The organism is Aequorivita viscosa, from assembly GCF_900106795.1.
In the GTDB taxonomy this organism is placed as follows: domain Bacteria; phylum Bacteroidota; class Bacteroidia; order Flavobacteriales; family Flavobacteriaceae; genus Aequorivita; species Aequorivita viscosa.
Map to the genome: position 1 here is coordinate 1 of NZ_FNNS01000021.1, position 21,485 is coordinate 21,485.

Below are 21,485 nucleotides of genomic sequence, written 5' to 3' on the forward strand. Positions count from 1 at the left end.
CTTACTGTAATATTTGCAGTAGCATTACCACAAGGAGCATTGCCTATTACGGTGTATGTATAAGTTCCTGCAGCATCAACACTTGGGTCAAAAACACCTGTACCGCTTGTGAGAACAGGGCTCCAAGTTCCGCCAGCATCGGGTGTGCCACCTAAAACTGTAAATAAATCTAATGGATCATCATTGTTACATAAATCAATTGTTCCGTCTACACCTGCATCAGGTGCTGGATTTACGGATACTGTTACTATTGCACTATCATCACCGCACGGAGCTGTTCCCAAAATGGTATATGTATAAACTCCTTCAGGATCAACACTTGGGTCAAAAACCCCTGTACCACTTGTAAGCACTGGACTCCAAGTTCCACCAACATCGGGTGACCCGCCTAGAATTGTAAACAAATCTACTGGAGCATCGATGTTACAGCTAACTAAGGCGCTATCAACACCTGCAGATAACGAATTCGTTAAAGTAACTGTAACATTTGCACTCTTATCTCCACACGGCCAAACTCCACTAATAGTATAAGTATAAATTCCTGCGGTATCAACACTTGGGTCAAAAACACCTGTACCACTAGAAAGTGTAGGGCTCCAAATGCCTCCTGGATCAGGATTACCTTCCAAAATTGTAAATAAATCGACTGAATCATTGTTGTCACAAAGATGTATGGAAGCGTCAATCCCTGGATCAAATTCTTCGATTATAGAAACAGATACTGTCGAAGAACTAGGATCGCATAAAACAGATGAACTAACAGTGTATGTGAAAACATATGGGCTTCCCAAAACAGTCATTTCTGTAACATCCACTGTTCCAAAACCACCGTTGGTAGTTGGGAGAGGCCCTGTCCAAACACCATCATTCCAAGGAGCTCCCCCTAAAACAGTAAGCAAATCCAAAGTCTGATTAGGTGTAATAGCTGTTTCACAAAAAGCGATATTGCCGTCTTGACCCGAATTGTTTGGAGCAAAAAGAATAGCAATAACTTCAAAACGCTCTATACTTTCGCATGGAGAATCTACAGTACTCGCAAAATAAGATGTTCCATTGACTAAAGGCGTATTAGGATCTAACGGTATTGCAGATGTTGAAGTGGCATACCAATTATTTTGATCTTCACTCGTTACGAGATCGGCTATCGTTGGTGGCGATTGGGGATCATCGCAAAACTCCTGAATTCTATCACCCGTTGATACAGGAACAACACCAACATTAACAAACACATTTAATCTAGAGGTCCTACATCCTGTTATAGGATTTCCTTGATCTGCATAATACAAAGTATTGTCTACTAAAACTGTGGAAGGAGGTAAAGGGACGCCTCCTACAGGTGTGGCATACCACCTTACGTTGTTGCCAACAACAAAGAGGTCGGAGATTGTAGCGTCATTTGGGTTATCAACACAAACTCCTTGAAAATTTAGACCAACAGGCGGTCCTAAAATATCAACAACCACAGAAACCCTTGTGCCACAAACACCCGTAATATCGTCTGCATAATAAGTTCTTCCATTAATTAATGGAACTGTACTCGCGATTGGTTGTTGGGAAGTTGGAGTAGCAAACCATTGCACACCGCCTCCATTGTCGGTTGCAACAAGGTCAGCAATTAAAGGAGTTGGAATGTTACAGAATGATTGTATCGGTTCAGTTACAGAAGGACATTGCGAGTAGGAATAAAAACTACCAGCAAACAACATCAGAAAAAGTACAGAAAAGAATTGCAATCTGCTTAGGGGATTCATTTTTCGCATGAAAAGCTCATAATTTTAAGCACTTAAACATTAGATTTTTTAAAATACAATCTCTACTTATTTAAAGATATAAACGTCAATCTATTTAACTTGTAAACGTGTATCATTGGTTTCAAATTGAAATATACTTACGCCGGAATTACTATAATATCCTTGCTCATTTTTTGAATATTTAAACCACAATGTATTATATACTGTTATTTTTTCAGAAACATTTTCAAAACTATCTGGTTGAAACAGTCGCAAAAGCGTATCAAAGGTTATATCGAAACCATAACTTGACATTGTAGATGGTTCTGAGTTATATTGTTTTTTATAAATGGCTCTGAATGTTTTTTCATTTCGCATTGTCGCAACATTCGAAAATGATGGGTAAAGTAAGTTTAAAATAACAAACCGTTTTCTTGATACATCAATTTCATCAGGCATTAAAGCAGATTCCAACACCACTAATTGTATTGAATAATTAGACATTTCTTTCAGTAATGAATTGGTTGCGCTTATAAAAACACCACTTTTATCTGTGTCGAGTACAACATAGTTTTTTGATTTTTTTTGAAGCTTACCTATTAAATCATCGGCATTAAAAATTCCATTATCTTTCACTTGAACAAATCGTGCATTTGGTGTTTTAGCTGAAATAAATTCGCGGCTTTCGTTTCTACTGTCGTCATTTATCACAATAATATTCCTGTTATCTTTTGAAGCTAAATAATCTAACATTACTTTTCGTTGTTCAATAACAGACGGCACTGCTTCGAATAAATTTGAAGTTTCTTTGCCTATATTTAAATTTGAAGTCGTAACAACCGGTATATTTTCATTGACCACCGCTGCCAGGTCTTGCACACTTTTTTCGAAAAATGGAAGGATAACCGCATCGTAGGAATTCACATTGGCTTTTTCGGCTTTCGTCACAAGATCAGACGACAATTTTGAAACTCCCGTATTAACTGCATTAAACTGAAATTTAAGGCCTAACGACTTAGCTGAATCCATCGCCATAATTGCTCCTCTAAAAAAATCTCTATTATATTGAACACTTTCATTCTGGTGGTTTGCTACCCAATTTTTGTCATTAAACTCTTTTAATGAAAATGGAAGTAAAAAGATCAGGTTCTTATTTTTATCTAACACTAATGATTTTCTAAGGTCTGTATTTTCAAAATTCAATTTTGAAGTTTTAATTTGCCCGATAGCACTCTCATTGCTCACTGTTGAATTTGGAGATGGCAAAATTATCATCATGCCTGCTTGCACCGATGTTGATAATTTCGGGTTTAATGCAATTAGCTCATCGATAGTAATTCCTGCCGCTTTGGAAAGACCGTACAGGGTTTCCCCTGGCTTAATCGTATAATTAACAGCTCCACTTGAATTATATGTAACTACTTCAGCTACATAATTATTTGTTTCTTTTTTATTGTTTAATATTTCAGGAGTACTCATTTCCGCATCCGCAATTCCTGCTTCAGAAGTATGAGTAGTTGATATATTTGAATCAACAAATGTAAGCGTCTGGCCTATTAACAACTCAGGAACTGTGTGCGGATTAATTCGTTCAAGTTGACCGATTGAAATTCCAAATTTCTTTGACAATCCGTATTTAGTATCACCTGCTTGAACCACATACATTGCATCATTTGGAGCGTCGTTGATGGTTAAATTTGACTCATCTAATTGCAGTATTGCACCCACCTTTAGTACAGGAACAATTTGCGGGTTTAGACTCTCCAATGTGGCAATAGTTAATCCAAATCGTTTAGAAAGACTGTATTTAGTATCGCCAGGTTGTACTGTATATTGTGATGGTTGAGTGTTAGAAGAAGAAGGCGTTGATGATTTTGGGATAAATAAAACATCATTTTCTTGAACGCCATTTACAGCACTTGGATTATACTTTTGAATATCCTCTACTGTTACACTATAACGCTTAGCTATATCAACAAGACTTTCATCGCTAGCTACAGTGTGTTTAATCGTTGTTTCTTGCGTATTCCCGATGTTAAAACACAGAAGAACAGTAAAAAAGAAAGCGATAATTAGTTTCATATAAATCGCAGTTAAAATTTATAACTACGACCCTGAAAACTGAGATTGTTTGATTGAAACATCATTTAGTGGGGTCAAAAGTTTTTAGGTTTACTATAATGGTTGTTTTACGCTAAGGTAGCATTCTAGAGCTAAAAAAGCAATGAAATTCAGTGTTATTCTATGATTTATCTAAATTAAAAAGCTGAGTTTATTGAATTTTCCTAACGATTAAACAATAGAAAACTTCAATAAAATTTCGCTTTAAAAAGTTCAAATATTTAAATAAAATAAACTCTAAAAAACTAGGTGCAAAGATAATCTAAAAATTCGTTTCTAGGGATTTCAAAAGCACCTAAACTTTCCAAATGTGTATTATAAATTTGACAATCTATTAATTTATAATCAAGGGTTTGAAGATACTGGCATAGATGGTAAAATGCTACTTTTGAGGCATCATTAACCAAACTAAACATGCTTTCGCCACAAAACACTTTTTTGTCTGGAAGATTGATTCCGTAAAGCCCACCAACCAAATGGTTATTAAGCCAGACCTCAACAGAAACTGCGTGCCTCAATGTATGCAATGCTATATAAGCTCTTTGCATTTCTAATGTTATCCAAGTTCCTACTTCCCCATTTCGTGGCACGTTGGCACAATACGAAATTACACGTTCAAAATCCTTATTAAACGTGATTTTAAACTTCTCACTTCGTAAGGTTTTTCGTAAGCTTTTAGATACCCTGAATTTATCTGGAAAAAGAACCATTCTCGGATCTGGACTCCACCATAGAATTGGTTGGTTCCGGCCAAACCAAGGGAAAATTCCAGAATTATACGCAAGTAACAACCGTGCCGCCGAAAGGTCTCCTCCAATAGCCAGCAAACCATCTGAAGTAGCCTCTGTTGGATTCGGAAAAATTAGTTCGGAAGTTAGTTTGTACACGCTAAAGTTGCCGGGTTTATTCAATTAAAAACCCTCGAAGTATTTTAAACTCCTCGAGGGTTATCATTTATTGTAACAAAATAATCGGAAATTTCGTATTAGAAAGGAAGGTCGTCGTGTTCCTCTTCATTAAAATCATTTGCAGGTTCAAAAGCCTCAGCAGGTGGCATAGGAGGCATGTCTCCGCCAGCAGGAGCTTTTGATAAATTCTCAATTCGCCAACCTTGGATACTGTTAAAATATTTGGTCTCACCCTGTGGGTTAACCCATTCGCGACCACGAATATTAATGCTCACTTTTACGTCCTGCCCTACTTTAAATGCATTCAGTAAATCAGTTTTATCTTGTACAAATTCTATCATTATTACCTGTGGGTATTGCTCCTCTGTTGTAATAACCAGCTCACGTTTTCTAAAACCGTTATTCCCGTAAGTTTTAGTTTCATCTATCAGTTTAATTTTTCCTTGTAATTCCATCGTAAAAGTATATTAATCGTTTCTGTTCTCTATTTGTTATTTCTTATTAACCATCATTTTTTGATCCTAATAAGAGCTTCCAAGCTTTTTCTACTTCACCTTTGTTAAGAAACTCCTGTGCTTTTTTGTGAATTATGTCGACATTACCCGAATTTGCAATGCCTTTTAGCTCTTCGGAAGCACCTATAAAGGTATTAATTTCTTCTGAATTTGGAAAATCTTCAACATTACCCAAAACCCCTAGGTCGTTACCCGTCAGGATCTTACTATATCGAACTTCTTCTGGAAGCGCATCGACACCTACTCCTAATGTTGTTAATGGTTTGGCTACTTCAAAAAGACCTTCTTTTGCGCGGCTATACCAGTTTCCTCCAAGACGCGAAATAGTATCAATTTTAAAAGGATCAATAGCACCATTTTCATCAAGAACATCTTCTTTTATATGAAGTTTCACCACTTCGCATATAACCAAATTTCCTGCGCCCCCTTCTTTTCCTAACGAAATTACATCATTTACTTTACACTCCAATTGTACAGGTGCTTCAGCTACTCTGGGCGGTTTTACGATATCTGAACTAAGTTCTGTAAAACCTGCTTTTTTAAATTCATTAATTCCTTTAGCATATTCTGTTGAAGCGAGTGAAGTTTGTTGCACCATATCAAAACTCACAATATTAATTACCACTTCTGGCACTTCCAGCACATTTTCATAGCTGTGTTTTGTCGTATTGTCACGACCGCGCCTAGCTGGTGAAAAAACCAATATGGGTGGTTTTGCGCTAAACACATTAAAAAAACTGAAAGGCGAAAGATTTACATTTCCTTTTTTGTCGATAGTGCTTGCAAATGCAACTGGTCTAGGCGATACGGCACCTAAAAGGTACCCGTGTAATTTTGCCGTAGATAAATCTTGTGGTAAAATTGAAATCATAGAGCGCAAATGTACCCAAAAGATTACAGCTTATAAAAATATGGTTGTACAATAATATCAACATATTTGCCTTATATTTAAACCTAACATTTACTGTTTTCCGTTTTTTACTATTGGAAAGTGAGTAAAGGCCAATTAGAAAAGCATATTTTATGTTACGCAACAAATCACTCTCGCGCTGGGGGTTTATTTTAACTTCAATCTTTATTGTTTCTCTTATTCTGTGGAATACGTACACCTTTTTTAATCAGCTTAAGGAAAATGAACGAACCAAAATGGAGATTTGGGCGGTTGCCCATAAAGAACTGGCACAAGCCACTTTAGCTCAAAATTTGTTAGACCAAGACAACAATTTAATTGATTTTGCACTAACAATTATACAGAGCAACAGTACTACCCCAATGATTCTTCATACACTTAAAGAAGACATTTACAGTGGAAAAAACATTGATGAAGACATCCTTAAAAATGAAAAAGCACGGAATAAAAAAATCAAGCAGTTTGTTTCTGAATACGACCCTTTAGAAGTAAAACATAAAGACCAAGTTCTTGCTGTAATTTACTACGGAAATTCGCCCATAATAACAAAAATTAAATTTTATCCAGTTGCGTTGATCCTGATAATATTTCTGTTTATTTTGGCGGTATATCTCTTTTACAGGACTTCTAAATCTGCAGAGCAAAACCGACTTTGGGCAGGAATGGCAAAGGAAACGGCACATCAAATTGGCACTCCGCTTTCATCCTTAATTGGCTGGACGGAAATCTTAAAAACTGAAAATATCAATCAAGATTATGTTCAGGAAATAGAAAAAGACATTCAGCGTTTGGAAACCATTACCGATCGATTTTCAAAAATAGGATCTGTACCAAAACTCGAGCGATGCGATTTGGTTTCGGAAACAAAGAGCACATTTCATTATTTGAAAAATCGTACTTCAAAATTGATTGAATTCCAACTCAATATTCCAGAAAGCCCCATATTTGTTGATATGAATCCACAACTTTTTAGTTGGACCCTTGAAAACCTAGTAAAAAATGGAATTGACGCGATGAGAGGAAAAGGAAAAATTACAATTTCAATAGAACAAAACACCAAGCACGCGTTTGTTCGTATTACCGATACAGGCAAGGGCTTTACAAAAAGTGAAGCTAGAAAAATATTTGTTCCTGGCTATACCACCAAAAAACGAGGTTGGGGTTTAGGACTTTCTTTAGCAAAACGAATTATAGAAGAATACCATAGAGGTAAAATCCACGTTTTAAAAAGCGCTCCAAATCAAGGAACGACTATGGAAATTATGCTAAAAATTGATAGTTGAGAAATGAGTGAAAAAACTAATACGTTGCACACTGCAATTTTAAAAAATAACTGTCCCACTTGTTTTAGCACAGATGGTTTAGAACTCGTTTTCACCCAAAATGAAAAGGAAAACGCTTTTTGCTACAAACCGAATTCTAAAATAGATGAATCGCTCTATTGTAAAAATTGCAAAAATGTAATATACCCCGTAAATTGGACAACCGATATTGAGCGTGTATATAACTACAATAAAAAAATAGCGGAAACCAAAAGACTGTATCTTAAGGTAAAGCCGCTATTTTATATTTTAATTATTTCTGGCGTTGCAGTAATGGCAGCAGTTACTTATGCTCTAATTTCGTCGCTATAAATTCTGGCTGATAGCCTTTGCTAAATTTTGAAATTCATCTGAAGTCATTGCTATTTTTTTAGTAAATCGCATATCGTCCATATTGTTCAGCGGAATAAGATGTACGTGTACGTGTGGCACTTCCAAGCCAACTACAGCCATTCCAACGCGCTTACAAGGAACCGTTTTTTCAAGAGCGATAGCTACTTTTCTAGAAAACTGCATTAATTGTAAATACAGGTGTTCGCCCATATCAAAAATCTTATCGATTTCTTGTTTTGGAACGCATAGTGTGTGCCCTTTACTATTGGGGTTAATGTCTAAGAAAGCAATAAAATTTTCGTCCTCGGCTACTTTATAACTGGGAACTTCTCCTGTAATTATTTTTGTAAATAGTGATGCCATTGGTTAGTCTCTTGAAATTTCTAAGATATCAAATTTAAGAATTCCATTTGGAACTTGTATTTCGGCTACTTCACCTTTTTTCTTTCCCAACAATCCTTTTCCGATAGGGGAATCTACAGAAATTTTTCCAGACTTTAAATCTGCTTCACTTTGAGCGACTAGTTTATATTTCATTTCCATTCCGTTTGCTTGATTTTTAATCTTCACAGTAGAATGTACTAAAATTTTGCTCAAGTCTAATTGCGATTCGTCTATCAATCGGGCATTGGCAAGAGTTTCTTCTAATTTGGCAATTTTAAGCTCCAACATTCCTTGCGCTTCTTTGGCAGCATCATATTCAGCATTTTCGCTCAAATCTCCTTTATCTCTCGCTTCAGCAATAGCATTTGAGGCTTTCGGACGTTCTACATCACGTAGATTATCCAATTCATCTCTCAATTTTTTTAACCCCTCAGGTGTGTAATAAGATACTTTACTCATAACTTCATCGTTTGTGTATGCAGAACATACATATTCTATAATATAACAAAATCCCGACTCGTGGCGGGACTAACATTAATAAACTAAAAAAATCCCATACAGTGACGGGATTGTGTCAACAAATATACAAAAAATTTACTTGCTTTATATTTTGTTGTAATTTCGGCCTAAAATTTAATATTTTGAAAATAAACACCCTTTTTATACTTCTAATTTCGTTAGTCGCATTGTCTTGTTCAAAAAGTGACGTGAAGCAAAGTAAAAATCCGTACTTAACGAATCCTGTGGTTAGCATGACGTTAAATCTAAACCTTCCTGAATATAATCCGTTAAAATTTCCGGGAAATCACATAATCACTTCCCAAGGTATCAAAGGAATTGTTGTTTATTGTGTGAGCGACGATTATTATTTGGCATTTGATTTAACAGACCCGAATCACGTTCCTAATAGCTGCTCAAGAATGGAGATTAGTGGCATAATTGCAACCTGTCCTTGCCCCAATGAAGAGAATAGCTATTACATTATCTCTGGACAACACACCGTTGAACCTGACACCAAATATCCGATGCAACAATACCGCGCTGAAAGAAATGGCAATAGTATTGTTATAAGTAATTAATGCTTCGGCTTCGTTAAACAACCGTGCTTTTTCTTTGCTCGGCAACCTAACTTTGGTTCTTTACGAAATTAACATATAGTAAAACTAGACCCCGCAAATTTCGAGCGGGGTCTAAATTATTTTACTAAAATTTTATTGTAGCTCCAACTAAAAAATTGATTGTAGCCTGTGGATAATACCCAGCACCTTCTACAGTAGTAACCGTTCCTGGATTACTAAAATCATCATCCCAAGTATAAAAATATCCGTTAGAAATATAGTTCACGTTGAAGATGTTATTTACTAATCCAGAAAAGACTATTTCTTTAATCCAAGGAAGGTTATCCAATGTGTAAACGATATTTAAGTCGTTGATAAAGTAGCTATCGAGCTTAGAAGCTTCACTATCGATATTGCCCATATACTGTTCGCCAACAAACTTAGTAAGAAGTCCGAATTGTAATTTTGTTGTTGGTGAATATTCCAACATATTCCCAGCAACAACGGATGGTGAAAATGAAATATTCGTATTTCCAAGATTTACCAATTCACCATTTAGCGAAGTAACAAAATCTACATTTTTATTCGTGCTTAAGGCGATATTTGGCAGCGTTCTCAGGTTTTTAAATAGCTGAATTTCTGCATCTACCTCTAGCCCTAATCTGTAACTTTTACCGCTACTGGTTCGCAACGCTGCCCCAACATCATTCAACTCACCTGATAGCACCAATTGGTCTTTGTAATGCATATAAAATAAATTGGTATTCACCTTTGTTTTAGCTGATGCGAAACGCCAGCCTAATTCAAAATCATCTAACTTTTCTGGTGTAATAATGCCTTGCTCATAATCGTTTCGCGAAGGTTCGCGATGTGCTTTACCGTATGAGAAATAGAACTGATTCCCTGAATTCAACATATATGTTAGTCCTGCTTTCGGATTAAAAAAAGCATAATCCTCATCAATTTCCATCAACACCAAATCTGAAGTAATTCCAGTTGTATTGTAATTCAAAAACCTTCCTTGCAAGTCTCCAAAAACACTCAACTTGTCATTAAGTCTATAGGTTGCTTTTGAAAAAACAGTAAACTCACTCTTTTCGCCATTACTGTCGTAATAACGGTCTCTAATTTCAGAAGTGCTTGCATACCGTGCCCAAATAACTTCGCCATAATGGTCGCCAGTGTAGTAGCTATAAAATGCACCACCCGTAAAATCGATTTTGTTGTTTTTGTAATTCACATTTGCATTTACTGCGTAAAAATGGTTGTCTAACCAGCGACGACGGATAACATCTGTTCTATTTATTGTATCGCCCCCAATTTGAATAGGCTCGAAACCATAAGTAGTAAACTTCTGATCTTCTTTGTACTGCTCAAAATACCCTAGTCCTCGTGTATAGTTGAAAGATAGGTTTGTGCTCCAATTATTATCGAAACGTTGATTCCAAAGCAATTGATAATGATCCTGTGCATAATCGTCGATTTCATTGTCATAAAACTGAACATTACCGTCCGCGTCAGTATACATTCCTGCCGTATTAAAGGTTCTGTCGTTTTCAAGTTTTTCTGGATCCTCAAGACCGTTCCAAGATTGGTAAGTTATGTTCTTACCTCCAAAAACTAAAGCTTTTAGTAAGGTGTTGTCATCAACAAATGCTCCTTGCAGAAAATAAGATTTTAAATCGGAACTGGCTCTGTCTATGTAACCATCAGATTTGATGGTCGACAACCTTCCAGCCAATTCAAAATGTTCGGAAAGCAAGCCTGTACTGAACTTGACGTTGTGCTTACGTGTATTATAACTTCCAAACGAATTTGAAATCTCCCCATAAGCTTCATTTGAAACCGCATCGCTCAACAGATTTAAACTAGCTCCAAAAGCACCAGAACCGTTTGTAGATGTGCCCACCCCACGCTGAAGTTGCAAACTTTGAACGGAGGAGGTAAAATCTGGTAAGTTTACCCAAAATGTACCTTGACTTTCGGAATCGTTATACGGAATTCCATTTAGTGTTACATTTACACGAGAAGCATCACTCCCACGAACTCGAATATACGTATAACCCACACCAGCTCCAGCATCGCTCGTTGTTACAACCGATGGCATATAACTTAGCATATATGGAATATCCTGGCCTAAATTTCGGTTTTCGAGTTCTTCTTTGTCTAAATTTGAGTGTGTAATTGGAGAATCTGCGTTAACGCGGATGGCTTGAACTAGTACTTCGTCTAATGATTCAATTTTTGAGGAATCCTGCGCTTTTTCCTGAAGTGCTTCCTGCGCATTCGAAGTAATAAAAATTGCAGTGAAAGCTGCAGAAATCAATAACTTTTTCATTCGTAATAATTTTAAATTTTACGAATAAAAGGGGCGTTATTCTTGGTTTGTTAAATGGTTTAAATTAAAAATCCCTGAAACAATACGTCGCGTATTATTACAGGGGGTTCCTATGTGTTTTCCCTTAGCAGCATTACCTGCCCAGGTTCTTTGGGTATAATCTCAGCCAGAATGATTAACGATTTTAAATTGCAAACTTTAGATTTTAAAAAATCAAAATATTCAATCAGATATCTACAATCGTTAATCCCTTAGCACCCCTTTGAGATGTTCGGCAAAGATACAATCCTTTTTATAATTCAGTTCAACAATCTGCATTTTTAGTTTTATGACAATCGCTTTCTTTTCATTTTTGAATAAATTTGAAAATCGCTTTTTTCATTTCTATAATTTTACCATATTATTAATAAATGCGAACTTGTATCGTATTTACATTTGAAAAATGTCTGCCTCCCGAAATAAATTCACATTTAAGATAATCCTCAGCTATTTAGTTTTGGGTGTGTTATCGGTATTAGTCGCGCTTTTTTTATATTCAGAATTTGAAAAGTTAACATCACAAAACATTGACAGTTTCGGCGAGAAGAAATTTATTGAAACAGGATCGCTCATCAATCTAGTCTATGAAGCCGATGGATTTGCGAGAATAGCGCTCTTAACAGAAGAAGATAGTGACTTTGAAAAATACATGCTTAAAACAGATTCGTTATTCCTTAAAATAAAGGAAATTAAATCGCTTTCTACCAACGAGTTTCAACTAAAGCAATTAGATAGTGTTAAATCGCTTCTCATAGAAAAAAGTCAGAATATTGAGCAATTACGCATTTTAACCCTGACAAATAAAAAAGATACTTCTCTCGATGAAATAATGAAAGAAGTTCAAAAGTTAGAGGCTTCCATTGGAGTAATTTCTGTAGAAACACTTTACAAAGACCCGTCAAAACTTAGCAAGCGAGAACGGCGCATTTGGCAATCGTATGCCGAATATTTAAACAATAGTCCCGCACGCGATACGGCAACCGTAAAATCTAAAACAGTAGATTCTATGTTGGCTGCCTCGCGATACATTGTTTCTGAAGCCAAAAAAGCAAACTCACGAATTAGCAAATCTTTACTACAGAAAGAGAATGAACTTATCCGAAACGACCTTAATATTTCAGAACGGTTAAGGGAAATTATTGCCAGTTTCGATTCTGAAATAACAAAAAAGAACAAATTAGAACTTGAAAAACGTAAAGCTACCATCGAAAGAGCTGGTGCTGTTTTAAAATATGCTGGAATAATCGGCGGGGTGGCAATGCTAATTTTTTCATATTTAATTCTTTCAGACTTTTTTAGGGCAGAACGTTATAAAAAGAACTTAGAAGAATCGAAAGCCTACGCCGAATATTTATTAAAAAGCAGGGAACAACTAATTTCGACAGTTAGTCACGATTTAAAAACTCCTTTAAACAGTATTAGCGGGTATTCCGAATTATTTGAAAATTTCACCCTCTCTGAAAAACAGAAGTACTATTTGTCGCAAATAACCTCAAGCACCCACTTTATATCGCAACTCGTAGATGATTTATTAGATTTTTCTAAGCTTGAAGCAGGAAAGCTTTCCATTGAAAAAACTCCTTTTTCTTTAGAAAATATACTTATTGAAGCTGGAAATGCCGTAAAACAACTTTATCCCGACAAGCCTGTTGCATTAAAAATTTCAATTCCAGAGACATTAAAAGGTCAAATCTTCTTAAGCGATCCGCTACGCATTCGACAGATTATAAACAATTTAGTTGGCAATGCTTTTAAATTTACTGCAGAAGGAAGCGTTGAAATAAAAGTTGAATTATTAAAAACAAAGAAGCAAGTTTCTACAATTCAAATTGCTGTAATTGATACAGGAATTGGAATTTCAGAGGAAAAACAACAACTTATCTTTAATGAATTTACCCAAGCCGAATCTAATATTGCTCACAAATTTGGTGGTAGCGGTTTGGGTTTAGCAATATCCAAAAAACTTACTGAGCTTTTAAATGGAACTTTAAAAGTGCAAAGTATAATAGGCAAAGGAAGCAAGTTTACTTTAACACTCTCTCTGGAGAATTCTAAAACATTTTTTCATAAAAAACCCGAAACAGAACGTGTTGCTTTTAAAAATTTGAAAGGTGTTGTAATTGACGACGACCACAGCCTCCGTTCATTAACGCAGGAAATGTTACAACAAATGGGAGTTGAAACGCAAAGTTTTGATGGCTTGCTTAGTTTTCAAAATTCAAAAACAGATTACGAATTTGACTTTATTTTAACCGATATTCAAATGCCAAACAACGATGGGTTTTCGGTTCTAAAAAGCGTGAAACGGAACGAAGTTGATTTTTATAATAAGCAGCCAGTAATTGCAATGACGGGAAGTCGCGAACATACTAGAGAATTCTACTTAAATCAGGGGTTTGACGAAATGCTGCCCAAACCTTTTACCCGAGAATCTTTAAATAAAGTGCTGCAAACTATTTTTCCAAAGCACATAACTATATTAGAGGTGTCAAATTTTAATAAAAACACCTCAACAGAGTTAAATACAAATGATGCTAATAAAAACGGAAATTTTGATTTATCACTATTAAAATCTTTCGTGAACTCGACCGAATCACTTCGGGAAATACTCGCGCTATTTAATAAACAAACTGAAAAAGATTTGACTTTTTTAAAAGAAGCGGTTAATGAAAATAATGTAGAAGCAATTAAAGATACAGCACACCGAATGTTAACGATGAGCCGTCAAATAAAGGCTGTAAAAATTATTTCAATTTTAGAGAAAATGGAATCATACCCTGTAAATAAAATAGAAAAAGCTGAAATGGAAAGCGATTTAAAAGAATTGGAATTTTGGGCAAACGTATTGTTGAATGAATTGAAAAAGGTATAAGCTTACAATTCAATATTGTAAAGTTCCAATTTATTGTAAAGCGTTTTACGAGTAATATTTAGAAGTTTCGCAGCTTTCGTTTTATTAAAATCAGCTTCTTTTAAAGCGTTTAAAATGAGTTGTTTTTCATTAGTTTCTTTAGAGTAATCAACACTTTTAGAAGTCGATTTTTTATAAAGAATTACTTCACGCGGAATTACCTGTAATGGTATTAAATCTGAATTTGTTAACAAAACCGAACGCTTTATTACATTTCGAAGTTCACGAAGGTTTCCAGGCCAAGCATAATTTTTAAAAGCTTCTTCCACCTCTTTCGAGAGTCCTAAAACTTCCTTCCCTAACGATCTATTAGCTTCATTTAAAAAATATTCAATAAAAAGAAAAAGATCTTCTTTACGCTCGTGCAAGGACGGGATACGAATAGAAAACTCATTTAATCTATGATATAAATCTTCTCTAAAAGTTCGCTCCGAAACTGCCTTCAATAAGTCTTCGTTGGTTGCCGAAATAATACGCACATCTACATCAATTTCGGTATTACTACCCACTGGTTTTATTCTTCGTTCTTGCAAAGCGCGCAATAATTGTATTTGGTTTTCATAGGAAAGATTACCAACCTCATCCAAAAAAAGGGTTCCTCCGTTGGCAGCTTCAAAATGTCCTTTTTTATCATTTATAGCCCCTGTAAAACTTCCTTTTAAATGGCCAAAAAACTCACTTGCGGCAATTTCGTTCGGAATAGCGCCACAATCTACAGCTACAAATGTTTTATTTCGTCTATCACTGTAATTATGAATTGCTTTGGCGGCCACTTCTTTTCCTGTTCCACTTTCTCCTTCAATTAAAACACACATGTCTGTAGGCCCGACAAGTTTTAGGTACTCGTTAAATTTTTTAGAAGTTTCGCTTATTCCTTTTACAAACACTGGATTTTGTTGTACAACTTCTAAATTAGCAACCTCTTGCGAAGTGTTGTGCTCCAATTTGGTTTTAAGGACAGTCGAGTTGTTTTTTGAAGCTTCATTAATTATCATCAACAATTCTTCTGGGAGAAAAGGTTTAGAAATATAATCTAAAGCGCCCTTTTTTATTGCCATAACCGCCGTGTCAACTTCGGCATACCCAGTCATTAAAATTACTTTCGTATTTGGAGAAACTCTCTGAACGTATTCTAATAAATCCAGTCCAGAATCATCTGGCAGTTTTAGATCGGTTATCAAAAAATCGAAAGATGCACTAGACAAAGACTTGCGCCCGTGTGCTCCTGTTAACGAAATGGATATTTCAAAACCTTTGCGTTCTAAAAACGAACCGAGCATTTTTCCAAACGCAACGTCATCTTCAATTATGTGTATTTGCTGAATCATTATCGAACTTGAAAAGGTAAAAATAGCAAGTATAAACTGTGATAATCTTTAAAGTTATCACAAAAAAGGCATCCAAAATTGGACGCCTTTTCTCGAAGTATTGAATCTAAAACACTTGCAGCTTACTGCTTCTTTAATTCATTTTTAATCATTTCGCCATTAGCGTTTACATAAACCGTTGCGGTTTTAGCATCATTAGTGGCGAGATGAATTTTGTAATCACCCTGAGCATTCACATAAGCTTTTGAAATGGTCGCTCCGTTAAAGTTTTTAGCTACGGTATTTTTAACGGATTGCGGTAGTTCAGACACCATTACTTCCTTGTAATTTTGTACAGCCGTAGCACTTTGGGCAGCGATTAGTCTTTTACTAGACTCAGTTTCAACCGAAGCTTGCACTGTCTTATTTTTCGCACTTACTACCTCAGTAGCCTGTGCGTTGGCAACGGTTAAACCTCCTAATACAATGGCTGTACTTAATAGTAACTTTTTCATAGTCTTAATTTTTTATTTGATTTTTATTTTTTCCTTTTCAACTTTGATAGCTGCTTTGTATATAGAAAAATTAGTGCCAAATAATGACAGAATCACTTTCTAAAACAAATAGACTGTTTTTCAGTTAATTACTAAAATAGAAGTAAAAAAAATCAAATGAAGACTGTATAATAGACTGAACGCTTGTGTAAATATTATACAAGTTTTGTGTACTTCTTATTCAATTCTTGGAGGTTTCCGATTGGATTTTTTAAAAGCACGCTCTTTTTTAGACTTTAAACGGCGCTCAATCGCATTTTTAGAAGGTTTGGTTTTTTTGCGTTTTTTGGCAACTTTCAGATTTTCTTGAAGTAAGCTAACCAATCTTTCAATAACAATAGCCTTATTTCGGTGTTGGCTTCTCGTTTCTCCACATTGTAGCGTAAGGATGCCATCAGCAGATAATTTTGAAGATAATTTATCACGAAGTCGATCCTTCTCAATATCCGAAAGAGCTCGCGAAGATTCCAAATCGAATGCAACTTCAACTTTCGAGGCTGTTTTGTTCACATGCTGCCCGCCAGGGCCGCTGCTGCGAATGCCTTTAAAGTTGAGTTCAGTAAGAAGAATTTCGACGTCCATTAAGATTGATGTACTGGATTTAAAAGATCGTTTACGGTTTTTACAGGATTGAAGGTTATAAGTGGTACTTCCACAAAAACAGTGTTCCAATTTGCCATGGCTCCATTCCACAATCCAGGAAGTTCTAATGCCTTTATAGGCTCTCCCTGATATGATTTTTCCGAAATAAAACCAGCATTTGGGTCTGCAAACTCTAAGAGATTGAATTTGTCTCCTTTATAATTACGAACCCCACAAACTAAGTCTACCGGATTAAAATGCGTTGCCTTTGAAACCAACGCTTTTTGCTCTGGATTATCAATGTTAATCTGCGACATTTCCACGATTTGATATGAAATTGCCCCGTTTGTATTTTTTACAATAAACGGTCCTCCCCCTGGAGCTCCTGTGTTTTCCACTACTCCACAAATTCGGATAGGACGTTCCAGTATTTTTAATAAAGCAACCTTATTATTAGAAATCGTTTCTATTTGCAATTCTTCCGAAATAAAACTTGAAGCTTCGTTTCGTAATTCTTCCGAGGGGTTTTCAGCTTTTAACTTTGCTACAAAATGAAAAATTTGTTGCTGAAGTTTAATTAATTTTCCTGCCAACACCTTTTTCTGAAAAGCTATGGTTTCCACAAAGCTTTCGGAAACTACATTGTCTATATTCTTAATAAAGATGATATCGGCATCTATTTTGTTTAAATTTTGAAGTAAAGCGCCGTGGCCTGAGGGTCGAAAAAGCAAATCTTCATTTTGATCAAGGAATAGTTTGTTATCTAAGGTTGCTGCAACTGTATCGGTTTCCTGATTCTGAAACGAGTAGGAAATATTGAATTCTGTATTGGTTTCCTCCTTTATAAACTTTTGAATTTGATTGTATCTCTTCTGGAATTTCTTTTCGTGCTCTTCGGAAACCGTAAAGTGTAAATTCGCCACTCCGTTAGAAGTTGCATAAAAAGCAGCTTCGTATAATTGTTCTCCAAAGGCGGTGACATAACCGGTTTCCTTTTTATGAAATGGCACTAGTCCTTTTGGTGTATGGCTAAAGTTTAAGCCTTCATTACTTAGCATTTCGTGTACAAACAACAAATTTCTCTTTCCTTTTTCGAAGCGTTGGAAGTCCGGAAATTTTTGAGTCAAGTTTTTGAAAACCATTTCTGAAAAAGCGAATTTTTCAACTGAATCGAAAAAGGTTTTCAAATCCTTATTTTCAGATTTTTCTAAGAAAACGTCTATGTTTTCGTTTGCGTCATAATTTTCTAGAAAACGATGTAGCAACTTAAACATTCGTGTTGCAGCGCCTGAAGCAGGAACGAATTTCAGTAAATCTAAGTTGTCTTTTTTGTTTTCAAAAAGTTCAGCAAATTCTTGTTGCTCTTTTTCTGAGAACACTTTAATACCGTTATGTATAGATGCAGCTCCCACAACATTCGCAAAAGGAATACCCGTTTTAAAAATTTCAAGTTGACGTTCTATTTCTTCCTCTGAAATTCCTCTAGCCTTTATTTGTTGCTTGTTTTTTTCTGTAAACATTTTCTGAATGTAATTTTAATCCTTCTAAAGTCTATTAACCCTCAAGTTATTGAAACATATAAGTATACTATTAATTTTCTGCTTTGCTGACTACAAGTCATAAAAAAAGGGAGAGTCTATATTTTGAAAGCGCTATTTAGCTCATCACAATACTAGTCTCCACTCTCTTAACCTACTCCATTCCAAAAATGACTTAATACCGAGTCAATAAAAACCTACAAGAAGTAAATGGAGTAATATTTTTAAACGTATGTAAAATTATGAAAATAATAGAAACCACTGACTTTAACTACTATAAATAAACTTTTAAAAATTAACTTTGCGTTCTATGAAAAATCGAAAGTTAAAAAATAGCGAACTCGAGCGCATAAATCCTGAAGAATATAAGGTTACCAAAAAAACGCCGCTTATTATTATTTTAGACAACATTAGAAGCCTAAACAATATTGGATCTGTTTTTCGTACTGCGGATGCGTTTTTAGTGAAGAAAATTTATCTCTGTGGCATTACTGCAAAACCACCACATAAAGACATTCAAAAAACTGCTTTAGGCGCTACGGATAGCGTAGATTGGGAATATGTTGAAAACACACTAGACTTAGTTGAAAAACTTAAAAATAAAGGCGTTTTCATTGCTTCTATTGAACAAGCCGAACTTTCCGTAGACCTTAACGATTTTTCTGTACAAGAAGACTTGACATATGCTATAATTTTTGGAAACGAAGTGAAAGGCGTACAGCAAAAAGTAGTTTCGGCAAGCGATACGGTAATTGAAATCCCACAATACGGAACCAAGCATTCGCTTAATATTTCAGTAAGCGTGGGTGTTGTTGTTTGGGACCTTTTTGTAAAACTGAGGGGAACCAAAAGTCGGTAGTTCGTAGTCAAAATTTTAAAAAACAATTTTCCTTTATATTATTTTCTCAAAAAAACCGATTTGTCAATAATTCTACGTGAATCAAGACAATGCTAAAAACCCCAAGTACAATAGCAAATTTTAAAATATTGTGTAAAGCCATATAATGTATCTTGTTTTTAGAATACCATAAAACTGTAAGAAACACTAGCAAGCCTAATATACTTGCATAAAAGTAGTACTCCATATACCCAATTTCTGATTTAAATTTTGTGATAAGAAGTACAATGGGCACCAATGTTAACACACTTAAAATTGTTAACATTACCTTTGATGTTTTTTCACCATAAACAACAGGTATAGTATTGTAACCGTGTGTTAAATCTCCTTTGATGTTTTCAAGATCTTTCACCAATTCGCGCATTGCAATTAATAAAAAAACAAAGGTGGCGTGTACGAAAATTACGATATCGAAGTTGCCATAATGAATAAATATTGCAAAAAAAGGAACTACAGCAAGAATTGCAGCTGTAATATTTCCTATGAACGGATATTTCTTTAATTTATGTGAATAAAACCAAAGTACAAAAATATAAATTGAGAAAAAAAGCACGGCTTTAAACGAAACATAGCTCGCAAAAACAACCGACAAAAAGTTAAGTACAAAATAAGCCGAAAGCTTGGTGCGCTGACTCACCAGTTTATCTAACATTGTTTTTCGTGGACGATTTATTAAATCCTTCTCACTATCGTAAAAGCTATTAATAATGTAACCACCAGCAATTGCAGATGAAGATGCTAAAACGAGCATTAATAAATTCACATCAAACAAGACTTGTCTCACAGGCAAGTCGGGTGCTAAAATGTAAATGCTTGTAAGGTATTGTGCTATTACAATTATTAAAATATTATAACCCCGAACTACCGAAAACAGACTGAAAAACTTAAGAAGAAAGAGTTTTTGTTTTCGTGAGAGCATAAAATATACAGTTGAAAAGAGAAATAGAAGTAAAAACCACTGTAACTTCTCGAAGGGTATCGAGATCATCAGAATCTGAAATTACTAAAAAAATTGGTTTGCACCCTCAAGCACATTGCATTACGGTGCGCACCAAATCTAACTATCTAAAAGTTATAAACTACTTCGAGCTTATAATCTTTTAATGCTTGCCTGGCCTTATCAATATCTTCAGTAAAGCCTAACATATAACCGCCACCGCCAGAACCGCATAGTTTTAAATAATATGCGTTGCTGTCTATTCCTTTTTTCCAAAGTTTATGGAATTGTGCAGGAATCATCGGTTTAAAATTTTCCAACACTACTTTCGAAAGTTGTTTGATATTGCCGAAAAGTGATTTTACATCACCCATAAGGAAGTCATCTACACAGGCATCAGTATGCTTTACAAACTGATCTTTTAGCATATTCCTAAAACCTTCCTGCTTCATATTTTCCATAAAAATCTGAACCATTGGCGCAGTTTCTCCAGTGCTACCACTATCTAACAAAAACACCGCGCCTTTCCCATTTTCTGTTTGAGAAGGAATTCCTGCGGGCTCAATATTGTTTCCAGAATTAATAAGAATAGGCAAACTTAGATAACTGTTTAACGGATCTAAACCCGAAGACTTTCCGTGGAAAAAAGATTCCATTTCGGCAAATATTGCTTTCAGCTTTAACAGTTTGTCGCGTGTAAGGTTTTCTAGAACCGTAATTTTATTATTTGCGTATTTATCATATACTGCAGCCACTAATGCGCCGCTACTACCCACGCCGTAACCCTGTGGAATACTACTATCAAAATAAAGCCCTGCTTTTACATCGGCTTCCAAAGATTCCATGTCAAACGAAACTAATTCTGGTTTTTCTGTTTGCAGCGTTTTTAAGTATTCTGCCAAACGTTTTAAACTTGCGTTAGAATTGTGAGTAGCAATTGTATGATGCTCATCTATTTTTAATGCTCCTTTATAGAAATTGTAAGGAATAGAGAGTCCTTTGGAGTCTTTAATAATTCCGTACTCGCCGAAAAGAAGAATTTTTGAATAAAATAAAGGACCGTGCATATGTTTTTGGTTGTAGTTATAGATGTATAAATT

General features: G+C 35.3%; 19 protein-coding genes. 5 read left to right on the forward strand and 14 right to left on the reverse strand.

Annotated elements, in window-relative coordinates; all coding sequences use genetic code 11:
* The 5 genes from BLW28_RS11830 to BLW28_RS11850 all read right to left on the reverse strand — a co-directional run.
* Positions 1-1,751: hypothetical protein (locus BLW28_RS11830; protein WP_143036874.1), on the reverse strand; the 1,751-nt coding region annotated here is incomplete at its 3' end.
* A gap of 90 nt (positions 1,752-1,841) precedes the next feature.
* Complete coding sequence (locus tag BLW28_RS11835; protein ID WP_073220218.1) at positions 1,842-3,812, reverse strand: LysM peptidoglycan-binding domain-containing protein; 1,971 nt, start codon at positions 3,810-3,812, stop codon at positions 1,842-1,844.
* 284 nt (positions 3,813-4,096) lie between these two features.
* The gene (gene aat / locus BLW28_RS11840) at positions 4,097-4,738 is read right to left on the reverse strand and encodes a leucyl/phenylalanyl-tRNA--protein transferase (protein WP_073220215.1); all 642 of its coding nucleotides are present in this window, start codon (positions 4,736-4,738) and stop codon (positions 4,097-4,099) included.
* A 98-nt stretch (positions 4,739-4,836) separates the two neighbouring features.
* Positions 4,837-5,214: a DUF3127 domain-containing protein gene (locus BLW28_RS11845; protein ID WP_073220213.1), complete on the reverse strand. Its 378-nt coding sequence runs from the start codon at positions 5,212-5,214 to the stop codon at positions 4,837-4,839.
* A 46-nt stretch (positions 5,215-5,260) separates the two neighbouring features.
* A complete protein-coding gene (locus tag BLW28_RS11850; RefSeq protein WP_073220211.1) occupies positions 5,261-6,145 on the reverse strand; it encodes a flavin reductase family protein in 885 nt (294 codons plus the stop codon).
* A 152-nt stretch (positions 6,146-6,297) separates the two neighbouring features.
* On the opposite strand from BLW28_RS11850, the gene BLW28_RS11855 reads away from it, so the two are divergent.
* Both BLW28_RS11855 and BLW28_RS11860 read left to right on the forward strand, forming a co-directional pair.
* Positions 6,298-7,467: a sensor histidine kinase gene (locus tag BLW28_RS11855; protein WP_073220208.1), complete on the forward strand. Its 1,170-nt coding sequence runs from the start codon at positions 6,298-6,300 to the stop codon at positions 7,465-7,467.
* Positions 7,468-7,470: 3 nt separating this feature from the next.
* Positions 7,471-7,818, forward strand: coding sequence for a hypothetical protein (locus tag BLW28_RS11860; protein ID WP_073220205.1), 348 nt, complete (start codon positions 7,471-7,473; stop codon positions 7,816-7,818).
* On the opposite strand, the gene BLW28_RS11865 is transcribed toward BLW28_RS11860, so the two are convergent.
* Both BLW28_RS11865 and greA read right to left on the reverse strand, forming a co-directional pair.
* Positions 7,813-8,202, reverse strand: a complete 390-nt coding sequence (locus tag BLW28_RS11865; protein ID WP_073220203.1) for an HIT family protein — start codon at positions 8,200-8,202, stop codon at positions 7,813-7,815. The two genes, BLW28_RS11860 and BLW28_RS11865, sit on opposite strands and share 6 nt — an antisense overlap.
* 3 nt (positions 8,203-8,205) lie before the next feature.
* Complete coding sequence (greA, locus tag BLW28_RS11870; RefSeq protein ID WP_073220201.1) at positions 8,206-8,682, reverse strand: transcription elongation factor GreA; 477 nt, start codon at positions 8,680-8,682, stop codon at positions 8,206-8,208.
* Between the two features lie 182 nt (positions 8,683-8,864).
* On the opposite strand from greA, the gene BLW28_RS11875 reads away from it, so the two are divergent.
* On the forward strand, positions 8,865-9,302 hold the full coding sequence (locus tag BLW28_RS11875) for a hypothetical protein (protein WP_073220199.1): 438 nt from the start codon (positions 8,865-8,867) through the stop codon (positions 9,300-9,302).
* A gap of 124 nt (positions 9,303-9,426) precedes the next feature.
* Here BLW28_RS11875 and BLW28_RS11880 read toward each other — a convergent pair whose 3' ends face one another.
* Positions 9,427-11,619, reverse strand: coding sequence for a TonB-dependent receptor (locus tag BLW28_RS11880; protein WP_073220196.1), 2,193 nt, complete (start codon positions 11,617-11,619; stop codon positions 9,427-9,429).
* A 442-nt stretch (positions 11,620-12,061) separates the two neighbouring features.
* On the opposite strand from BLW28_RS11880, the gene BLW28_RS11885 reads away from it, so the two are divergent.
* Positions 12,062-14,530, forward strand: coding sequence for a hybrid sensor histidine kinase/response regulator (locus tag BLW28_RS11885; RefSeq protein ID WP_073220193.1), 2,469 nt, complete (start codon positions 12,062-12,064; stop codon positions 14,528-14,530).
* 2 nt (positions 14,531-14,532) lie between these two features.
* On the opposite strand, the gene BLW28_RS11890 is transcribed toward BLW28_RS11885, so the two are convergent.
* The 4 genes from BLW28_RS11890 to BLW28_RS11905 form a co-directional block, all read right to left on the reverse strand.
* Positions 14,533-15,897, reverse strand: coding sequence for a sigma-54-dependent transcriptional regulator (locus BLW28_RS11890; RefSeq protein WP_083540773.1), 1,365 nt, complete (start codon positions 15,895-15,897; stop codon positions 14,533-14,535).
* A 122-nt stretch (positions 15,898-16,019) separates the two neighbouring features.
* Positions 16,020-16,391 (reverse strand): hypothetical protein, encoded by a 372-nt coding sequence (locus tag BLW28_RS11895; RefSeq protein ID WP_073220191.1) that lies wholly within the window; start codon positions 16,389-16,391, stop codon positions 16,020-16,022.
* 216 nt (positions 16,392-16,607) lie between these two features.
* Positions 16,608-17,012 carry an alternative ribosome rescue aminoacyl-tRNA hydrolase ArfB gene (gene arfB / locus BLW28_RS11900; RefSeq protein ID WP_073220189.1) on the reverse strand — a complete coding sequence of 135 codons (405 nt, stop codon included), beginning with the start codon at positions 17,010-17,012 and terminating at the stop codon, positions 16,608-16,610.
* A complete protein-coding gene (locus tag BLW28_RS11905) occupies positions 17,012-18,532 on the reverse strand; it encodes a DUF4301 family protein (RefSeq protein ID WP_073220186.1) in 1,521 nt (506 codons plus the stop codon). Before BLW28_RS11905 ends, arfB begins: the two co-directional genes overlap by 1 nt.
* Before the next feature lie 328 nt (positions 18,533-18,860).
* Here BLW28_RS11905 and BLW28_RS11910 point away from each other — a divergent pair, with 328 nt between their 5' ends.
* Positions 18,861-19,409 (forward strand): RNA methyltransferase, encoded by a 549-nt coding sequence (locus BLW28_RS11910; RefSeq protein ID WP_073220183.1) that lies wholly within the window; start codon positions 18,861-18,863, stop codon positions 19,407-19,409.
* 46 nt (positions 19,410-19,455) lie between these two features.
* Here BLW28_RS11910 and BLW28_RS11915 read toward each other — a convergent pair whose 3' ends face one another.
* Positions 19,456-20,367, reverse strand: a complete 912-nt coding sequence (locus BLW28_RS11915; protein ID WP_073220181.1) for a geranylgeranylglycerol-phosphate geranylgeranyltransferase — start codon at positions 20,365-20,367, stop codon at positions 19,456-19,458.
* Positions 20,368-20,513: 146 nt separating this feature from the next.
* Positions 20,514-21,452 carry a mevalonate kinase family protein gene (locus BLW28_RS11920; protein WP_073220178.1) on the reverse strand — a complete coding sequence of 313 codons (939 nt, stop codon included), beginning with the start codon at positions 21,450-21,452 and terminating at the stop codon, positions 20,514-20,516.
* Between the last annotated feature and the right edge of the window lie 33 nt (positions 21,453-21,485).